The sequence below is a fragment of the Microcoleus sp. FACHB-672 genome (assembly GCF_014695725.1).
In the GTDB taxonomy this organism is placed as follows: Bacteria; Cyanobacteriota; Cyanobacteriia; order Cyanobacteriales; family Oscillatoriaceae; genus FACHB-68.
Genome location: NZ_JACJOU010000033.1, coordinates 142,173 through 160,867, shown reverse-complemented (window position 1 = coordinate 160,867; position 18,695 = coordinate 142,173). Strand labels below are relative to the sequence as shown.

Below are 18,695 nucleotides of genomic sequence, written 5' to 3'. Positions count from 1 at the left end.
GAAAGCTGTAAAGTTGAGCTTGCCGGCTCTTAAGTTGTATGAACCTATCTTCACAGCAACATCCCATTGACTTTTCTGCCTGATTAATACTTCTAAAAAAAATAAAATGTTGGAATTATTCAAAAACCTTTTCGCTTGGCAACCATTTCTCCCCCAGGGACATTGCTACCTCTGGAAGCCTGGGTTGGTAGGGCTTCATATCGCTTCCGACTTAATTATCGCCCTAGCCTATTATTCAATCCCCATCACCCTACTCTATTTTGTTCGTAAGCGACAAGATTTGCCCTACCCCCGGATATTTCTGCTATTTAGCACCTTCATCGTCGCTTGTGGCAGCACTCACCTGATGGAGATTTGGACGCTTTGGCATCCCACCTATTGGCTGAGTGGATGCCTCAAAGCCATCACCGCCTTCATTTCTTTCTTAACGGCTGTTGAGATGCTGCAATTAGTGCCCAAGGTACTTGCTCTCCCTAGCCCTGCACAGTTGGAAGCAGCTAACCGAGAATTGGAGCGTCAAATTGGCGAACGCAAGCGGGCTGAAGAAGAACTGCGCTGGAAAGAAACCTTGCTGCGCTCAATGACTAATGCTTCGCCACTTGCTTTTTACGCCGTAGATAATCGCACCGATAAAATTCTCTACTTCAACCACCGCTTCTGTAAAATCTGGAGCATCGAACATCTAGAAGAACGAATGCAGCGCAGTCAACTCAAACACAACGACATCATTCCTGACTGTTTGCCTTCCTTTACAGATATTCTTGCTTGCGGCGAATTTTGTAACCCGCTGCAAAGCGAAGAAAATCGAGACGTTGTTGAAGATGAAATTCCTTTTAACGATGGGCGCACAATTCGTCGGTTCTCGACACAAATTCGCGACGAAAGCGAACGCTATTTCGGTCACCTTTATCTATTTGAAGATGTTACCGAGCGCTATCGAGCAGAAGAAGCACTGCGGGCATCCCAAGCACGTCTTTCTGGGGTTCTAGATATTGCCGATGAGGCAATTATCTCAGTAGATTCCAGCCAACGCATTACCCTATTTAACCAGGGGGCGGAACGGATTTTTGGCTATACTGCCGAGGAAATGCTAGATCAGACCCTCGACCGGCTTTTACCAGAACGCTTTGCGGCAAGTCATCACCGGCATATAGAGCAATTTGGCAAAATTACTAACCCAGCAAGAAAAATGGGTAAGCGCGGCGAGATTGCCGGTTGTCGTAAAGATGGCACGGAATTCCCAGCTGAAGCCTTGATTTCTCAATTGGAATTAGCTGGAGAAAAAGTTTTTACTGTCTTTCTGCGTGACATTAGTGATAGCAAACGAGCAGAAGCCGCCTTGCAAGAAAGTGAAGCCCGCTTCCAGGCATTTATGGACCATAGTCCTGCGGCTGCTTGGATTACAAATGCAGATGGGAAAATTCTCTACGCCAGTCAAAGCTATTTCCGTATGTTTAACTTGCCGGCAAATTATTCAGTTGGCAAAACAGACCTCACCATTTATCCATCTGAGTTCAGACAGGAATATTTAAAAAATATTCGCAAAGTTGTAGAAACCAATCAAGCGCTCGAAGCAATTGAGCACAGTCCCCTTCCGGACGGCAGCATTGGCGAGTTTTTGGTTTACAAGTTTCCGCTGCCAAGTTCATCGGGGCAAGTGTTAGTTGGCGGAGTAGCGATTAATATTACCGCTCGAAAAAAAGCAGAGGCGGCCCTGCAACAGCGAGAACAAGAGTTCCGCGCTTTAGTCGAAAATGCCCCCGACATTATCATGCGATTGGATCGCGAATGCCGGTATCTCTACATTAACCCTACGGTTGAACGACAATCCGGCATTGCTCCCGCAGCGTTTATCGGTAAAACTGTTGAGGAATTTGGCGCACCCGAAGCGTTGGTTAATCTTTGGCAAACAGCCATTCAGCGAGTATTTGAAACAGGCCAAGAGCAAGTTATTGAATATGAGATTCCATCGATTACAGGGCTAAGTTATTATGCTTCTCGCGTGGTGCCTGAGTTTGGCAGTGATGGCTCAGTGCAATCGGTTTTGGCGATCGCTCGCGATATCACCGACCGGCAAGCTGCGCTTCGCGAACGCAACTTAGCAGAAGCAGCTCTGAAACAGGCTCGCAACGAGTTAGAAGTGAGGGTAAAAGAACGCACAGCGCAACTCGTAATAGCCAATAAGGAGTTGCGGCTGGAGATTAGTGATCGCAAACAAACACAATTTGCTCTGCAAGCGTCAGAAGCCAGACTCAAAGGAGTGCTTGGCAATACAGGCGCTTTCATTTGCTCTGCACGCATCCATCCTGAAAAACCTTGGAAATATGAGTACTATTCTCCGAATGCAGAGGAAATTTTGGGCTACAAGGGTGAAGAATTATTGGCTGTCGATTCGAGTCTGTGGTTTTCTCGAATTCATGCTGAAGATATCGAGACGATCGTTCAGCCGGCGATGGAAGATTTGTATGCTGGACGCCAAATAACCCTAGAGTATCGATTTCGCCGGAAAGATGGGAATTGGTGCTGGTTAGGTAACACTTTGGTTGCCAAAAAATACGAATCTGAGGATTACTGGTTTCTCACCGGCATCGCTATTGACATCACCAAACGCAAAGAAGCAGAAAAAGCATTGCTGCAAAGCGAACAGCGCTTTGCTACTTTAGCGAAAACCGCGCCGGTTGGAATATTCCGCACCGATACTCAAGGCAATTGCGTGTACAGCAACGAACGCAGTTCTCAAATGATCGGACTTAGCCTAGAAGAATCAATAGGAGCCGGCTGGACGACAGCGATACATCCGGATGATCGTGATCGCACGATAGCCGCATGGTTGAGCTTTGTCCAACAGGGCATTCCCTATCACTGCGAACACCGCTTTCGGCGACCTGATGGGAGCGTTATCTGGGTGTTGGGACAGGCGATTGCAGAAAAAGATGCTGACAGAAATATCATCGGTTACATCGGCACCATTACGGAGATTACGGAGCGAAAACAAGCAGAACAACTTTTAAAAGATTACAATCAAGCTTTAGAAAATCAGGTGCAAGAACGCACGGCGGCACTTAGCCGAATGAATACTTATTTAGAGCTTGAAATTGAGGAACGCAAGCAAATAGAAGCCCAATTACGACGCAGCGAAACCAAACTATCAGCGATCTTAGATAACGCAGGTGCTTGTATTTATATCAAGGATTTGAATGGCACCTACACCTATGTAAATCGATCAACTGCGGAGCTTTTTGGTTGCGGTGAAGCTGAAATTGTTGGAGCGAATGATCGTGATTTTTTTGGAGAAGAGTTCGCTGTAAATTACAGAGAAAATAACGCTCAGGTAATAAAAACTGGGGTCGTCCATCGCTTTGAAGAAGCTGGAATTGATCGTCACGGAGAGCTTCATAACTATTTATCTACCAAAGTTCCTTTAAAAAATTACGATGGCGATATTTATGCCATTTGCGGGATTTCCACAGATATTACCGAAATCAAAAAGGCAGAAGCAGCACTGCGGCAAAGTGAAGAACGAATGCAGGCACTTTTGAGGGCGATACCCGATTTGATGGTTCGGTATCGGGTCGATGGTACTTATCTAGATATCGCGGGAAATGAGAGTTCCTTGCTGCTACCGCGCGAAGCACTCATTGGCAAAAAAATACAGGACACCCCCTTTCCCAAAGCCCTTAAAACCGGCCTGCTGGAACGTTTTCAGGCAGCAGTGGCAACCGGAACGCTCCAAATTTACGAACACGACCTCAAAAAACCCGATGGAATGCACAGCTACGAGACGCGCATCATGAAAAGCAATGCCGGTGAGGTCGTGTGTCTCGTGCGCGATATTACCGAGCGCAAGCGAGCGCAAGCCGCCCTAGAAGAGAGCGAAGAACGCTACCGGACTGTAATCGCAGCGATGGCAGAGGGTATTGTCTTGCAAGACGCCGCCGGTGCAATTAGTACGTGTAATCTCAGCGCCCACGGCATTTTGGGTTTATCTCGCCAGCAAATGATGGGGCGAACTTGCCTCGATCCGGCTTGGCGAGCGCTTCACGAAGATGGTTCGCCTTTCCCAGGAGAGGAACACCCGGCAATGGTGACGCTGCGAACCGGCAAAGCTTGCTCTAACGTGGTGATGGGAGTCCACAAACCGGATGGGAGTTTTACCTGGATTTCGATTAATTCCCGCCCTTTATTTCGAGCCGGCGCACCGCTTCCCTATGCAGTTGTCAGCTCATTCGCTGATATTACCGCTCGCAAGCAGGCAGAAGAGGCACTGCGGCAAAGCGAAGCGCGTTATCTTGCGATTATTGAAGATCAAACGGAACTGATCGGTCGCGCCTCACCCGATGGAATCTTAAGGTTTGTCAACGAAGCTTTCTGTCGATTCTATGGGAAGACACGCGAAGAACTCGTCGGTCACTGCTTTGAACCTGATGTGTTTGAGGAAGACCGGGAAAAAGTCGTAAGACTGATTAAGACCCTTAGCGTTGATAATCCGCTCGTGATTATCGAACATCGAGTCATTGCCAAGGGACAACAGGTGCGTTGGACGCAGTGGATTAACCGAGGAATATTCGACGAAGAGGGTCAACTCCTAGAGTTTCAAGGGGTTGGACGAGATATCACTGAACGCAAGGAAATGGAAGAAGCGCTTCGGGAAAGCGAAGCGATGCTATCGAGTATTTTTGATAACGCCGGCGCTTATATTTTCATTAAGGACTTAGATAGTCGCTACACCTACGCCAACCGTTCGATCTTGGAATTATTCGGCTGCAGGAAAGAAGAAATTATTGGCGCAGATAATTCCAAGTTTTTTGCAGCAGAAACAGCTCAACGCTTGCGAGAAAGTGATTTACAGGTTCTTGAGAGCGCTGAGGTGTGGCAATCCCAGGAAGTTGCTATCGTGAAATACTCTGGGGAGGTTCATTACTATTGGACAGTGAAAGTTCCCCTAAGACGTGCCGATGGCAGTATTTACGGCCTTTGTGGGATCTCAACCGATATTACCGAACTGAAACGAACCGAAGAAGCGCTGCGACACAGCGAATCAACGCTTCGCAGCTTCTTTGACAGCGGCTCAATGATGATGGGTATTGTTGAGCTATATGACGACGACATTCTACATCTTTCCGATAACCTAACAACGGCGCGGTTCTTCGGGAGTACCCAAGAACAGATGAAAAATCGGTTTGCAACTGAGATGGGCGTGCCGGCAGCACACCTACAACAGTGGCTCGATCACTACCGAGAAGCTTTACACACTCAAGCTGCCGTGCGATTTGAATATGCTCACGAGACTCCAACCGGACAAAAATGGCTCTCTGCCAGCGTTTGCCCGATTGGAACCGGCCCTAGCGGTCGTCCGAGATTGTCGTACATTGTTGAGGACATCAGCGAGCGCAAATGGGCAGAAGAGGCGCTCCAGTTAAGCGAAAGCCGGCTCAAACACTTAACCAGCAGCGTTCCGGGAACCCTTTACTCCTTCGGATACTATCCTGATGGTTCGGCTAAGTTTGAATATGTTAGTGCCGGTTGCCGAGACTTATTTGAACTTGAGCCGGAGCAGGTACTAGAAGATCGAAATCTTCTGGAGAATCAAGTTGCTCCTGAGCATCGACCCAAGTTTGAAGCAGCAATTTTTGATGCCCTTGAAAATATGCAACCGCTCACTTCTGAATGGCGCAATATTGCGCCTTCTGGAAAACAAAAATGGGTACGTGTCCAAGCCCAAATTGAAGACCGTGAAGATGGCTCTAAAGTTTGGCATGGCGTGATCTTAGATATCTCGGATCGCAAACAAGTAGAAGAAAAGCTCAAACAGGCAGAGCATAAATATCGCACCTTAATCGAACAAATTCCAGGCGTTGTTTATATTTCTCCGATTGCAGCAACGACTGAGCAAGCTTATATCAGCCCTCAACTGCAACAATTGCTAGAGATTTCTCCCGAAGAATGGTCTCCTGGCTTCTTTAATAGTTGGGCTGATTTTGTGCATCCAGAAGATCGCCATCGGGTTTGGCAAGCTGTAAATACTGCGATTTCGACGGGAGAACCATTGAGTATCGAATATCGCATGATTACTAGCAATGGCAAAACGATCTGGATTAGAGATCGTGCCCATCTCGTTCTTTCTGCCGGCGGACAGACTCAAGTGCTTCAGGGTTTAGCTTTTGATATTACCGACCGCAAGCAAATGGAGCAAGCCCTGCAACAAAGCAACGAACGTTTTCAGCTAGCAGCATCAGCAGTTAAAGGATTTATCTACGACTGGGATCTCAAACAGAATATCGTTTTAAGGACGCAGGGATTATTTGAAGCCGTTGGATATCACCCCGAAGAAGCCGAAGCTAAAATTGATTGGTGGAGCAAACACGTCCACCCAGAAGATTTAGCCAACGTTTCCCAGCACCTATCCGAAGCATTTGCCAGTAAAACTCAAAATAACTACGTGCTGGAATATCGGCTTCGCCATCGAGCCGGTCACTACGTTTACCTATCAGATTATGGGACAATCGCCAGGGATGCAGACGGACAAGCCATTCGAGCAGTCGGCCACGCGATAGATGTCAGTGATCGCAGAGAGGCAGAAGCCGCCTTGCAAAAAGCACTCCAAGCCGCCCAAGCCGCATCCATTGCTAAAAGCCGCTTTTTGTCTAACATGAGCCACGAACTGCGTACCCCTCTCAACGCCATTCTTGGTTTTAGTCAGGTAATGGTTCGCCGCCATTCTCTTTCCGTTGACCAAAAAGAGCAGTTAAAAATCATCAATCGCAGTGGTGAACATTTGCTCAGTTTAATCAACGATATTCTGTCAATGGCCAAAATTGAAGCCGGTCAGGTCACTCTTAATAAAAATCGCTTTGACCTATATGAGCTACTTGACGATTTAGAACAGATGCTTAAACTCAAAGCGACGTCTAAAGGGTTACAGCTAATCTTTGAACGGGCATCAAATATTCCTCAATACGTGCAAACTGATGAAAATAAGTTGCGTCAAGTTTTAATTAACCTGCTGGGAAATGCGATTAAATTCACGAATTTTGGTCATGTGGCACTGCGCGTGAAAAGGCGTGAAATGTTAGAAGCGAGGGGTTCGAGGCTAGGAAAATCTCATGGCCAAAATCCAAAACTTGAAACTTGTTTATTCTTTGAAGTTGAAGACACCGGCCCTGGGATTGCTTCCGATGAAATTGGCAGTTTATTTAACGCCTTCGTCCAAACAGAGACGGGTCGCAAATCAATGCAAGGAACGGGGTTAGGTTTACCGCTCAGTCGGCAATTTGTCCAGATGATGGGGGGAAAGATTGCAGTCAGCAGTCAAGTTGCCAAAGGGACAATTTTTACATTTGATGTTCTGGTGAACGAGGTGCCTGAAGCTGATGAAAAAAGTTTATCAAGTAGCCAGCGGGTGATTGGGTTAGAGCCAAACCAGCCAACCTACCGTATGCTGGTAGTTGAGGATGTCCAAGAGAACCGTCAGCTGCTATTACAATTACTTGAACCTTTAGGATTTCAAGTGCGAGAAGCGGTTAACGGTGAAGAAGCAATTGCTTTGTGGTCAACTTGGAAACCGCACCTGATCTGGATGGATATGCGAATGCCAGTTATGGACGGCTACAAAGCGGCTAGAAAAATTAAAGCTTTGGAACAGCAAAGTGGAGGTGTAGAAGAGAATAATCGCTCGTCCCTAGCCGGCACCTCATCTGCCGGTAAAACTAAAATTATTGCTTTAACCGCTAACGCTTTTGAGGAACAGCAAGCTAAGATTTTGGCTGCCGGTTGCGACGACTTCATGCATAAACCTTTCCGGGAGTCGCAACTGTTTGACAAGATAGCTCAACACCTCGGAGTACGCTATATCTACGAAGAAGACGAGCAAAGCGATTCCCTTCAGTTAGAAGCGCCCAGAAAACTTACCCCGCAAGATTTGAGCGTCATGTCTCCTGAGTGGATAGCGCAGCTACACCAAGCAATACTGTGTGCTGATGAAGCCTTAATTTTGAAGCTGATCGAACACATTCCTGCTGCTGAAGCTTCTTTAGCACATACTCTTACAGATTTGCTCAATAATTTTCGTTTGGATCTGCTTTTTGATGTGACTCAAGAATGTACTCATGAGTAGTAACCACATACCAATTTGTGTTGAAGATGTTCTCATCGTTGATGATAGCGCAGACAACCTAAGAGTTTTGTCTACGATACTTGCTGAGCAAGGATATCAAGTTAGAAAGGTGATTAACGGAAATCTGGCTTTAAAAGTCGCGCAAACTGCTCCACCGGCTCTGATTTTACTAGACATTTTGATGCCAGATTTGGATGGCTATGAACTCTGCCGGTTGCTGAAGGAGAACCCACTAACAGCCAAAATCCCAGTAATTTTTATCAGCGCACTAGATGATATCTTTGATAAGGTTAAAGCCTTTGAGGCCGGTGGAGTGGACTACATTACGAAACCTTTTCAGGCGGCAGAGGTTTTAGCTCGCGTTAAAAGTCAATTGACGATTCGAGATTTTTATATTCAACTCCAGCGGCAAACACAAAAGCTCACTGAACAAAAAAAGTGCTTACAACAAGAAATTAAAAAACGCCAACGCGCTGAAGCGGAAACCAATCTCTTACTGAAGATAACGCAAGCGATTAGCGCCTCGGAAGATTTTCCCTCGGCTTTAGAAGTGACTCTTCGCCAAGTTTGCGAAACCATAGGTTGGGATTTAGGAGAAGCTTGGATTCCCCAGGAGGAACGGGAGGTTTTAGAATACAGCCGAGCTTGGTATTCTAGCGAAGCGAACCTAGAAAAATTTCAACTTGAGAGCAAGAAGTTGACGTATGCTCCAAATGCAGGACTGCCAGGGCGAATTTGGGTATCCAAACAACCGGAGTGGATAGAAGATGTTTCGGTTGCCAAAAACCCAGTTTTTTTCCGCTCTGCTCTTGCCGTAGATGCGGGACTCAAAGCAACCTTCGGTATTCCTATTGTTCTTAATAACCAAGTATTAACTGTTTTGATTTTTTTTAAGAAAGAAAAGCTTGAACCTAAACAGCGGCTGATTGAGCTAGTTAATGCCGTTGCAACCCAATTAGGTGCGCTTGTTCAGCGCAAAAAAGCTGAAGCCGCTCTTAAAGAAGCTAACCTGAAACTGCACCGCCTCGCAACGGTGGATGAGTTGACAGGAGTTGCGAATCGTCGTTGGTTTAATGAATCCTTGAACCAAGAGTGGCGGCGGATGGCACGAGAGAGATTACCCTTGTCTTTAATTTTGTGCGATCTAGATTATTTTAAACAATATAACGATACTTACGGTCATTTAGTTGGAGATTTTTGCTTGCAGAAGATCGCTCAAACAATTAGTGATGTGCTCAAGCGTCCAGCAGATTCAGTTGCTCGTTATGGCGGCGAAGAATTCGTAATAATTCTGCCTAATACCCATGCTGATGGAGCTTTACAAATCGCTGAAAATATGCGAAATGAAGTTGAAAGTCTTAAGATGGATCACGCCAAGTCTGAGATCAGTCAATATGTGACTTTGAGTTTGGGCGTTGTTAGCTTACTTCCCCAAAATCCACTGAACCCTTCAATTTTAATGGCTGTGGCGGATAAAGCACTTTATCAAGCTAAAGCTGAGGGAAGAAACCGCTCAGTTTTAAAACCGTTGGATTTAGATAATTTAGAATTATAAATATCCGTTATTTTTTAGTAATAAAACTTTAAGCTTTATTGCGAGAATTGGATTCCTAAACTTTCGTGTAAGTTCTCAATAAAGTTTAATGCCTGACTGATAAAAATATCCTTTTAAAAGAACTTAATGCTGAGTAGATAAAAATTTTAGCAGCTTTTAACTCTTAAGCGATGCGCGGGGAAATTCATTTTAAAATAAATTAGCCCGACTTTACTGCCGGCAGCAGAAACGTCAAAATAGGCATAGTGATTTTTTTGGCATAATTTTGACTGATGGACATTCCCCGCCTGCATCCAGACACCATTGAAGAAGTTAAGCAACGCGTTGATATTGTCGATGTTATCTCCGAACACGTTGTACTGCGAAAGCGCGGGAAGGATTATGTGGGCTTGTGTCCTTTCCATGAGGAAAAATCACCTAGCTTTACGGTAAGTCCTGGGAAGCAAATGTACTACTGCTTTGGCTGTAATGCCGGCGGTAATGCGATTGGGTTTCTTAAGGAAGTGGGTAAGCAATCCTATAGCGATGTAGTGTTAGATTTGGCGAAGCGCTATCAGGTGCCGATCAAAACCCTGCAAGCCGAACACCGGCAGGAATTTCAGCGCCAAATTTCCATCAGAGAGCAATTGTATGAAATTCTGGCAATTGCATCCAGTTTTTACCAACACGCGCTCACGCAACCTCAAGGCAAACTGGCGCTGGAGTATTTGCAATCTGAGCGGCAACTAAGCCAAGAAACGATTCAGCAGTTTCAACTCGGTTATGCACCTGCCGGCTGGGATACGCTTTACCGCTATCTGGTGGAAGTCAAACAGCAGCCGGTGCAGTTGGTGGAACAAGCCGGTTTAATTGCACCGCGCAAGTCGGGAAGCGGCTATTATGACCGATTTCGTGAGCGTTTGATTATTCCCATTCACGACATCCAAGGAAGAACGATTGGTTTTGGCGGTAGAACTTTGACGGATGAGCAACCGAAATACCTCAATTCTCCGGAAACTGAGCTATTTGACAAAGGCAGAACCTTGTTTGCTCTAGATAAAGCGCGAAATGCGATTTCTAAAGAAGATCAAGCGGTGGTGGTGGAGGGATATTTTGATGCGATCGCGCTTCACGCTGCCGGTATTGCCAATGTTGTTGCTTCTTTGGGAACTGCTCTCAGTATCGATCAAGTGCGTCAGTTGCTCCGCCACACAGAATCGAAGCAAATTGTGCTTAATTTTGATGCGGATAAAGCCGGCACGAATGCGGCAGCACGAGCGATTGGAGAAATCGCCGATTTGGCTTATCGGGGTGAAGTACAGTTACGAATTCTTAATATTCCCGAGGGTAAAGATGCGGATGAATTTCTCAAAACTTATTCTTCTGAACAGTATCGAGAACTTTTAGCAAATGCTTCTCTGTGGCTTGATTGGAAAATCCAGCAAACTTTACTTGAGCGCAACTTGACACAAGCGGATCAGTTTCAGCAAGTGGCGACGGCAATGGTGAAGTTATTGTGTAATATTTCTAATGATAATCAGTTAACTCACTACATCAATCGCTGTGCCGAACTTTTGAGCCAGGGTGATTCTCGCCGGCAACCTTTATTGGCGGATAACCTTCTGAGTCAAATTGTTCGTTACTGTGACGAACTTCTCAGCCATGATGAGTCGTGTCGGTTTGCGCCGTTTATCGAAAGCCGCTTGCAACAAAATAAGCGACGTTTCGTGCGTCGTGCCGGCACCCCAAAGTCAAATCCTGCTCAAGCACTTCCGCTTTCTTCTGAACGCAATCTTTTAGAAAAAGCTGAAGCTTTACTGCTGCTGATTTATCTCCACTACCCTGAACATCGGCAGGCGGTTCTTGATGCTTTAGAAGAACGAGATTTAGAATTTAGTTTATCTCATCATCGATTTTTATGGCGGCAGATTTCGGAGATTCCGACTGCCGGCTCAACACCGGCACAGCTTATTTCGACACTTCAAGATCGTTGCTTGGAGTTGTCTGAGGATATGGCTGTTATTTCTCCCCTATTTCATTTAGATGAAAGAACGAAGCAGGAAATTTTGCGAACTCCGCTCGTTATCCGCGCTGCTGCTGCTTCTATAGAGCGGGTAATGTGTGAGAAACGCTATCGTTTATTTCTGGATTTATGGCGCAATACAGACAGCAAGACGAATCCTGATCTTTTTGAGTCTTATTTACAGCAACTTTATGCTGAGCAAGCTCGCATTCAAGAATTAGATCGGCAGCGCCATACTACGTTTTCTGATTTGGTACAGTTGCCTTGGATCGGGAATTTTGTATCTTAGACTTTGTGTAAAAGTCGATGGTTTGGTTTTTACTAACCGCAAATGATAGCGCAGCGTGCCGTTAGGCATATGCAGATGATAGCGCCAATGGGGATTGAAAATGCCGGCACGGGAATGCTTACTAATAGGTTGGATTTTACCGATTTAAACATCACCTGTGCCACATCATGAATCACCGTAAAGCGTTTCACGAGTTTCTCGATCCTTAACTGGATGGAAATTCCTTGCGGCAAGAAGTTGCAACAAACTTATCCGGACATCAGAAAAAATACACTGTTTTGAAACGTCAGTTGTCTGAGTTTATCAAATAACGATATCCACAGATGAGATGTTAAGCCAAAAGTTTTGTATCAATCAATCCTTTCTGTAGCGCGAGGATAGCAGCTTGCGTGCGATCGCGCACCTCTAACTTTTGCAAAATAGCATGGACATGAACCCGCACTGTACCGGGGGCAATGTAAAGCATTTGTGCGATTTCTTGATTGTTTTTACCGGCAGCCACCAATGCCAAAATTTCTTGTTCACGCTTTGTCAACTGATTTTCTATTGTATGTGCCGATTGTGAGGCAGCAACTAAGTCGTTGTCTGCAAAAGCCGCTCGAATTTCCGTCGTTGCTGCCTTATCCCACCAAGAAGCGCCGGCAGCCACCGAACGGATCGCCAAAATCAAAGCCTGTGCTGCAATTCCTTTAAGACAGTAGCCATGAGCGCCGGCTTCAATTAACCGCGCAATTAGAGGCTTTTGTGAGTGAGACGTTAACACTAAAACTGGTAATTCTGGATGTTGCTGCTTGATTTTGCGACAAGCTTCAATGCCCCCAATTCCAGGCAGTCCCACATCAAGCAGAACAATGTCGAGTGGATGCCGATTCGCTAATTCCACAGCCGTATCGCCATCTTCCGCCTCCGCCACTACGTCCAATCCCGTTTCCTTTTGTAACCGCATTGAAAGACCAAGGCGAAATAGTTCGTCATCTTCTACTAGCAAAATCTGCACTGCGCTCATTAGTGATTAATCCTTGAAAAAGGATGGAGCATAGAGGAATCACAACTCAGGATTTAGGAAAGCAAGCTGCCAATTTAAAGCCAAACATTGCCCCGTGCGGCAATCGATTTTCCGCCCAAATTGTACCATCATGGGCGGTAATAATCTGGCGCGTCAAATATAAACCCAGCCCAGAACCTTTGGCGTGGCGATTACTGTGTCCTTGATAAAACCGCTCAAATAAGTGAGGCAGTTCGTCTGCGCTCATTCCTGGCCCATCATCAGTAATTTTCACAACTTGATAGGCGGACTGTGATTGCATTGCGACTTCTACCTTACTGCCGCGAGGAGAGTGATTGATGCTATTGGTCAGTAAATTGGCAAAAACTCGCTGCAATTGCAAGGCATCCCCGTTTACCCAAAATGAGCGGCGGAAATCAGATTCTCCATAACTTAAACGAATATAGACTTGGCGGGTTGCAGCTAAATCGATGAGGGTCGCAATCACTTCCTCAGCAATGGCAACTAAATTCACCGGCGATCTGCGCAGTTGAAGTCCTTCTGTATCGTTGTGATACACATCTAGCAGTGTCTCAACGAGTTGTAACGTGGTGCGGTGAGAGCGAACCATCATTTCTAGCACTTTTTGTTGTGCCGGCGTGACTGCACCAAATTGCTGCTGCTGAAAGGATTTGATAGTTTCAATGGCACCGAGTAGGGGGGTTTTGAGGTCGTGACTTAACGTGGATACAAAATCTTCACGCAAACTTGCGAGTTGCGCTTGTGCTTGCAGTTGCGCTTGCTGTCGAGCGAGTGCTTCCTCATACTGCTGGTTGCGTTCGCTTAACCAGCCGGTGACAACTAGCGCCAGCACTGCAATTAATCGGTTGGCTAAAGTTGCGGAGTCGAAAGCTTCCAAAACGGGAAAGACGAGATTTAACAAAGTTAAACCACAAGCTGCCAGCGTTACTCGCACCGTTGCAGACTTACTCCGGCGGGGATGTACCAACAAAATCGCGCCGGTGTAGAAGTAGCCAAAGACATAAGCCGGCGGCGTGGAAAACTCCAGTCCCAGAACAATCGCTAATAAGCCAGCCATCAGCCAGTTCGTGTTGAAGCGCTGGTTAGACTTTAACAGCTTTTCTTTGAGCGTTGAGAACTTGATGGCCATTCTGAACAGCTATGGTTTAAAGAACCTACCGATCAAGATTAAACGCAGACAAGCAATTTGGATTCAGTCAAAATGCGTGTTTAGTTTTGATCTATATCTGTTGTTATAGATCAAAGCTAAACGCAGTGAATCTCAATATAACTTAAAAAATATATTGCTTTGTGTAATCTTTCCCAAATCACCTTTTAGATATTGATTATTCAAAATAAAACTTTTAAAATCAGCTAACTTCCTAATTAAATCAGTCAGGTTTGCGAATTATACGTGAAAAAATATTTTCAGTTTTGTGGTATTTGATTAAGTTTAAACACTTTCAAAAACTTAATCAAGAATTTGTTCCAGCTATCTATTTACGAAGAAGTCGCTAAGCCGGCCCTTAGTGGAAAAAATTAGAAATTCATCAATTTTGTTTAGTTTACAACAGAGATTCGTGGCTATTTATGTTCCAAGGATTCATTCAGATTGCATTAACTCTAATCATTTTGGTGGCAATTGTACGCCCACTCGGAAGTTACATCGCGCAAGTATTTCAGGGAAATAAAACCTTTCTTGACCCCGTAATGAGACCTGTTGAACGAGTTATCTACAGCGCCGGTGGATTGCGTTCGCTCGAAGCAATGACCGGCAGGCAGTATGCTCGTGCTTTGCTACTCAGCAACCTGGCAATGGGCTTTTTAGTTTATTTAATTTTTATGTTTCAGGGGCTTCTGCCTCTGAATCCTACTGGCTTAACAGCACCTAGCTGGGATTTAGCGCTACATACAACAATCTCATTTTTGACAAATACAGACCAGCAACATTACGCCGGCGAAACAACCTTCAGTTATTTAAGCCAGCTAACGCTAAATTTTTTGATGTTTACATCCGCCGCAACGGGTTTAGCTGTAGGAATTGCTTTTATTCGGGGCTTAACCGGCAGACCCGTCGGCAATTTTTATGCAGATATGATTCAATCAATTACCAGAATTTTGCTTCCGCTTTCGGTTGTGGGGGCATTGCTATTACTGATTCTGGGAGTTCCAGAAACTTTAGCCGGCCCAGAAACCGTTACCACTTTAGAAGGAGCAACTCAGGTAATTGCCAGAGGGCCGGTGTCTCACTTTGAAGCGATCAAACAGTTTGGAGAAAACGGCGGCGGATTTTTTGGTATTAACTCCGCACATCCTTTTGAAAATCCCAACGGGGCGACCAACTTAATTGAAACACTTGCCATGATGTGTATCCCGGCGTCACTAATCTACACCTACGGGATATTTGCAAAAAACACCAAACAATCTTGGCTGATATTTTGGATGGTATTCATCATCTTTGTCATTCTAGTCGGCGTAACTGCGATTGGTGAATATCAAGGCAATCCGCTGGTTAATTCTATTTTGGCAGCAGGAGATCAGCCGAATTTAGAAGGCAAAGAAGTTCGGTTTGGTTGGGCAGCAACAGCATTTTGGGCAGTAGCCGCCACCGGCACCATGACAGGGGCAGTTAACGGAATGCACGATTCCCTGATGCCTGCCGGTGGTTTCTCGACTTTGTTTAACTTGTTTTTGCAAATCGTCTGGGGCGGACAAGGCACCGGCACCGCTTACTTATTTATTTACCTAATTTTGACCGTATTTCTCACCGGCTTAATGGTCGGACGAACCCCAGAATTTCTGGGACGCAAAATTGAAAAGTGGCAAATCGTTCTTGCCAGTGTGGTGCTACTCGTCCACCCTATCGCGGTCTTGATTCCGAGTGCCATTACCCTCGCCTTTCCTGAAACCCTCGCTGGCATCAGTAACCCAGGCTTTCACGGTCTTTCTCAAGTTGTCTACGAGTACGCCTCGGCTGCCGCCAACAATGGTTCAGGCTTTGAGGGATTGGGAGATGCAACTCTCTGGTGGAACCTAAGCTGTTGTTTCAGCCTCTTGGCAGGACGCTACATCTCGATTGTTGCCTTGTTGCTGCTGGCTGACAGTATGGCAAACAAACAACCTGTCCCCGAAACTCCTGGCACCCTCAGAACCGACAGCCTGCTATTCACCGGCATTACAGCCGGCGTAATTTTAATTCTCGGTGCTTTAACCTTTTTCCCGGTTTTAGCGCTTGGCCCCATCGCCGAAGCCTTTCAACTCGCCAAAGGTTAGCGGAACGCAATTTCTCTGCAATCAATCCCGGCATTAAAAAACTTTCCTCACAACTATGACATCTGCCAATTCTTCTGCTAAACCTGTGCGCCGGCCTGAAGGGCCACGCGACTCCCGCAGACACACACCCAAGGTCAATACAAAAGGGCTTTATCAAAGAGCAATTCGCGAGGCATTTGTCAAGCTTGACCCCAGAAATACTGTCAAAAACCCCGTCATGTTCATCGTTTGGGTTGGCACAATTGTCACTGCACTGCTGACGGTCGATCCCAACCTGTTTGGCACAGTACAGGGAGAAAATCTGCGATTGTTAAACGGTTTAATTACGACGATTTTATTTTTTACCGTCGTATTTGCCAATTTTGCGGAGGCAGTGGCAGAAGGGCGGGGGAAGGCACAAGCGGATGCCTTGCGGGCGACGAAATCTGATACAGTTGCCCGCAAACTCGCACCCGATGGATCGGTGCAGGAAGTTTCTTCAACTGCGCTGAGAAAAGGCGATTTGGTGAAAGTGATTGCCGGCGATATGATTCCTGCGGACGGAGAGGTGATTGCCGGCGTTGCTTCGGTCGATGAATCTGCGATTACCGGCGAATCTGCGCCGGTGCTTAAAGAACCGGGGTCTGATATTGCCAGTTCCGTCACCGGCGGGACGCGAATTATCTCGGATGAACTCACACTCCGGGTAAGTGCTGACCCCGGAAAAGGATTTATTGACCGGATGATTTCTTTGGTGGAAGGCGCTGAACGGTCGAAAACACCGAATGAAATTGCCCTAACGGTTTTGCTGGCGGTTTTAACCCAAGTCTTTTTGATTGTGGTGGCAACGTTGCCGTCGGTGGCTAACTATGTGAATAGTCCCGTGAGTGTGGCGATTTTAATTTCTCTATTGGTGGCGCTGATTCCCACAACGATTGGCGGATTGCTGAGTGCGATCGGGATTGCCGGCATGGATCGGGTGGCTCAATTTAATGTGGTGGCAACTTCTGGACGCGCTGTTGAGGCGTGCGGGGATGTCAATACTCTCGTTTTGGATAAAACCGGCACGATTACTTTGGGCAACCGGCTGGCAGAGGAGTTTATTCCAGTCAATGGCTACTCAATCGAGGAGACTGCCGGTGTGGCGCTGACTGCCAGCGTCTTTGATGAAACGCCAGAGGGGAAATCTATCGTTCGCCTAGCAGAGACATTAGGGTCAACCATTGATTTTGACCGTAGCCAAGCCGAAGGGATAGAATTTTCGGCCAGAACGCGCATGAGTGGTACAGACTTGCCCAATGGCCGTGAGGTGCGAAAGGGCGCGGTCGATGCGATTAAAGGCTTTGTGCGCTCTCGCGGCGGCAATCTCACGCCAGAACTCGATGCCGCCTACGAACGAGTTTCCCGTCTTGGGGGGACACCTCTAGCCGTTTGTCAAGATGGCAAGATTTACGGCGTTATTTACCTCAAAGATATTATTAAGCCCGGTATCCGCGAACGCTTTGACCAATTGCGGCGAATGGGGGTGCGGACAGTGATGTTAACTGGCGACAATCGAATTACAGCGTCTGTGATTGCTGATGAAGCCGGTGTGGACGACTTTATTGCGGAAGCGACACCGGAAGACAAAATTTCTGTAATTCAAGCCGAACAAGCGGAAGGCAAAATTGTCGCAATGACCGGCGATGGCACCAATGATGCGCCGGCACTCGCCCAAGCAAATGTTGGATTAGCGATGAATTCTGGCACTCAGGCGGCAAAAGAAGCAGCGAATATGGTGGATTTGGATTCAGATCCCACGAAGCTAATTGACTTGGTTACGATTGGCAAACAGTTGCTAATTACGCGCGGTGCGCTGACGACTTTTTCTCTTGCTAATGATATTGCCAAATACTTCGCAATTATTCCGGCGATGTTTGCCCCGGCAGGAATTGGTAGCCTTAATGTAATGGGATTATCCAGTGCAAATTCAGCAGTTGTCTCGGCACTCATTTATAACGCCCTGATTATTCCCGCTTTGATTCCTTTGGCGCTGCGGGGTGTAGAATTCAAGCCGCTAACTGCTAATCAATTGCTGCAACGCAACATTCTAATTTATGGGCTGGGGGGAGTTATCGCACCGTTTATTGCTATCAAAATTATTGATATTGCGATTTCTGCTGTCGGGTTGGTTTGAAAAGAGATAGGAAAAAAAGCCATGAGAAAAATTAAGCTGTTTGATACAATTCTGGCTGGTAATTTAGCTGAAACTCTGGATTTCGCCGGGATGCTGCGAGGAAAAAATCGGGTGCCGGTGCAATTGTTTCTCTTAATGTGTTTGAACCTGGTGATCGCACCCGCAGTTTATGGGGCTGCCGGCAGAGAAATTGAGCGATTCACTGCCTGGACAATTAGCCTTTTAGGTCTTGTAACGTTGGGACTTTCTCTCTATTTATTTGTCGTAATTTTCCAACCAGAACGATTTTAAAAGGCAGCATT

The 18,695-nt window shown here is 46.2% G+C and carries 8 protein-coding genes; 6 read left to right on the top strand and 2 right to left on the bottom strand.

What is annotated here, in order from left to right; translation table 11 throughout:
- Positions 1-106 precede the first annotated feature (106 nt).
- The 3 genes from H6F56_RS23895 to dnaG all read left to right on the top strand — a co-directional run bounded on the left by H6F56_RS23895 (position 107) and on the right by dnaG (position 11,959).
- The gene (locus H6F56_RS23895) at positions 107-8,113 is read left to right on the top strand and encodes a PAS domain S-box protein (protein WP_190673937.1); all 8,007 of its coding nucleotides are present in this window, start codon (positions 107-109) and stop codon (positions 8,111-8,113) included.
- Complete coding sequence (locus tag H6F56_RS23890; protein ID WP_190673934.1) at positions 8,106-9,668, top strand: diguanylate cyclase domain-containing protein; 1,563 nt, start codon at positions 8,106-8,108, stop codon at positions 9,666-9,668. The genes H6F56_RS23895 and H6F56_RS23890 overlap by 8 nt, the downstream gene beginning before the upstream one ends.
- A 272-nt stretch (positions 9,669-9,940) precedes the next feature.
- On the top strand, positions 9,941-11,959 hold the full coding sequence (gene dnaG, locus H6F56_RS23885) for a DNA primase (protein WP_190673931.1): 2,019 nt from the start codon (positions 9,941-9,943) through the stop codon (positions 11,957-11,959).
- Positions 11,960-12,290: 331 nt separating this feature from the next.
- Here dnaG and H6F56_RS23880 read toward each other — a convergent pair whose 3' ends face one another.
- The gene (locus H6F56_RS23880) at positions 12,291-12,965 is read right to left on the bottom strand and encodes a response regulator transcription factor (protein ID WP_190673928.1); all 675 of its coding nucleotides are present in this window, start codon (positions 12,963-12,965) and stop codon (positions 12,291-12,293) included.
- 46 nt (positions 12,966-13,011) lie between these two features.
- Positions 13,012-14,115, bottom strand: coding sequence for a sensor histidine kinase (locus tag H6F56_RS23875; protein WP_190673925.1), 1,104 nt, complete (start codon positions 14,113-14,115; stop codon positions 13,012-13,014).
- A gap of 440 nt (positions 14,116-14,555) precedes the next feature.
- On the opposite strand from H6F56_RS23875, the gene kdpA reads away from it, so the two are divergent.
- From kdpA to kdpF, 3 genes are read left to right on the top strand one after another with little or no spacing between them, the layout of a single operon-like run.
- Positions 14,556-16,238, top strand: coding sequence for a potassium-transporting ATPase subunit KdpA (gene kdpA, locus H6F56_RS23870; protein WP_190673922.1), 1,683 nt, complete (start codon positions 14,556-14,558; stop codon positions 16,236-16,238).
- Positions 16,239-16,293: 55 nt separating this feature from the next.
- A complete protein-coding gene (kdpB, locus tag H6F56_RS23865; protein ID WP_190673919.1) occupies positions 16,294-18,393 on the top strand; it encodes a potassium-transporting ATPase subunit KdpB in 2,100 nt (699 codons plus the stop codon).
- A gap of 21 nt (positions 18,394-18,414) precedes the next feature.
- A complete protein-coding gene (kdpF, locus tag H6F56_RS23860) occupies positions 18,415-18,684 on the top strand; it encodes a K(+)-transporting ATPase subunit F (RefSeq protein WP_190673916.1) in 270 nt (89 codons plus the stop codon).
- Positions 18,685-18,695 lie beyond the last annotated feature (11 nt).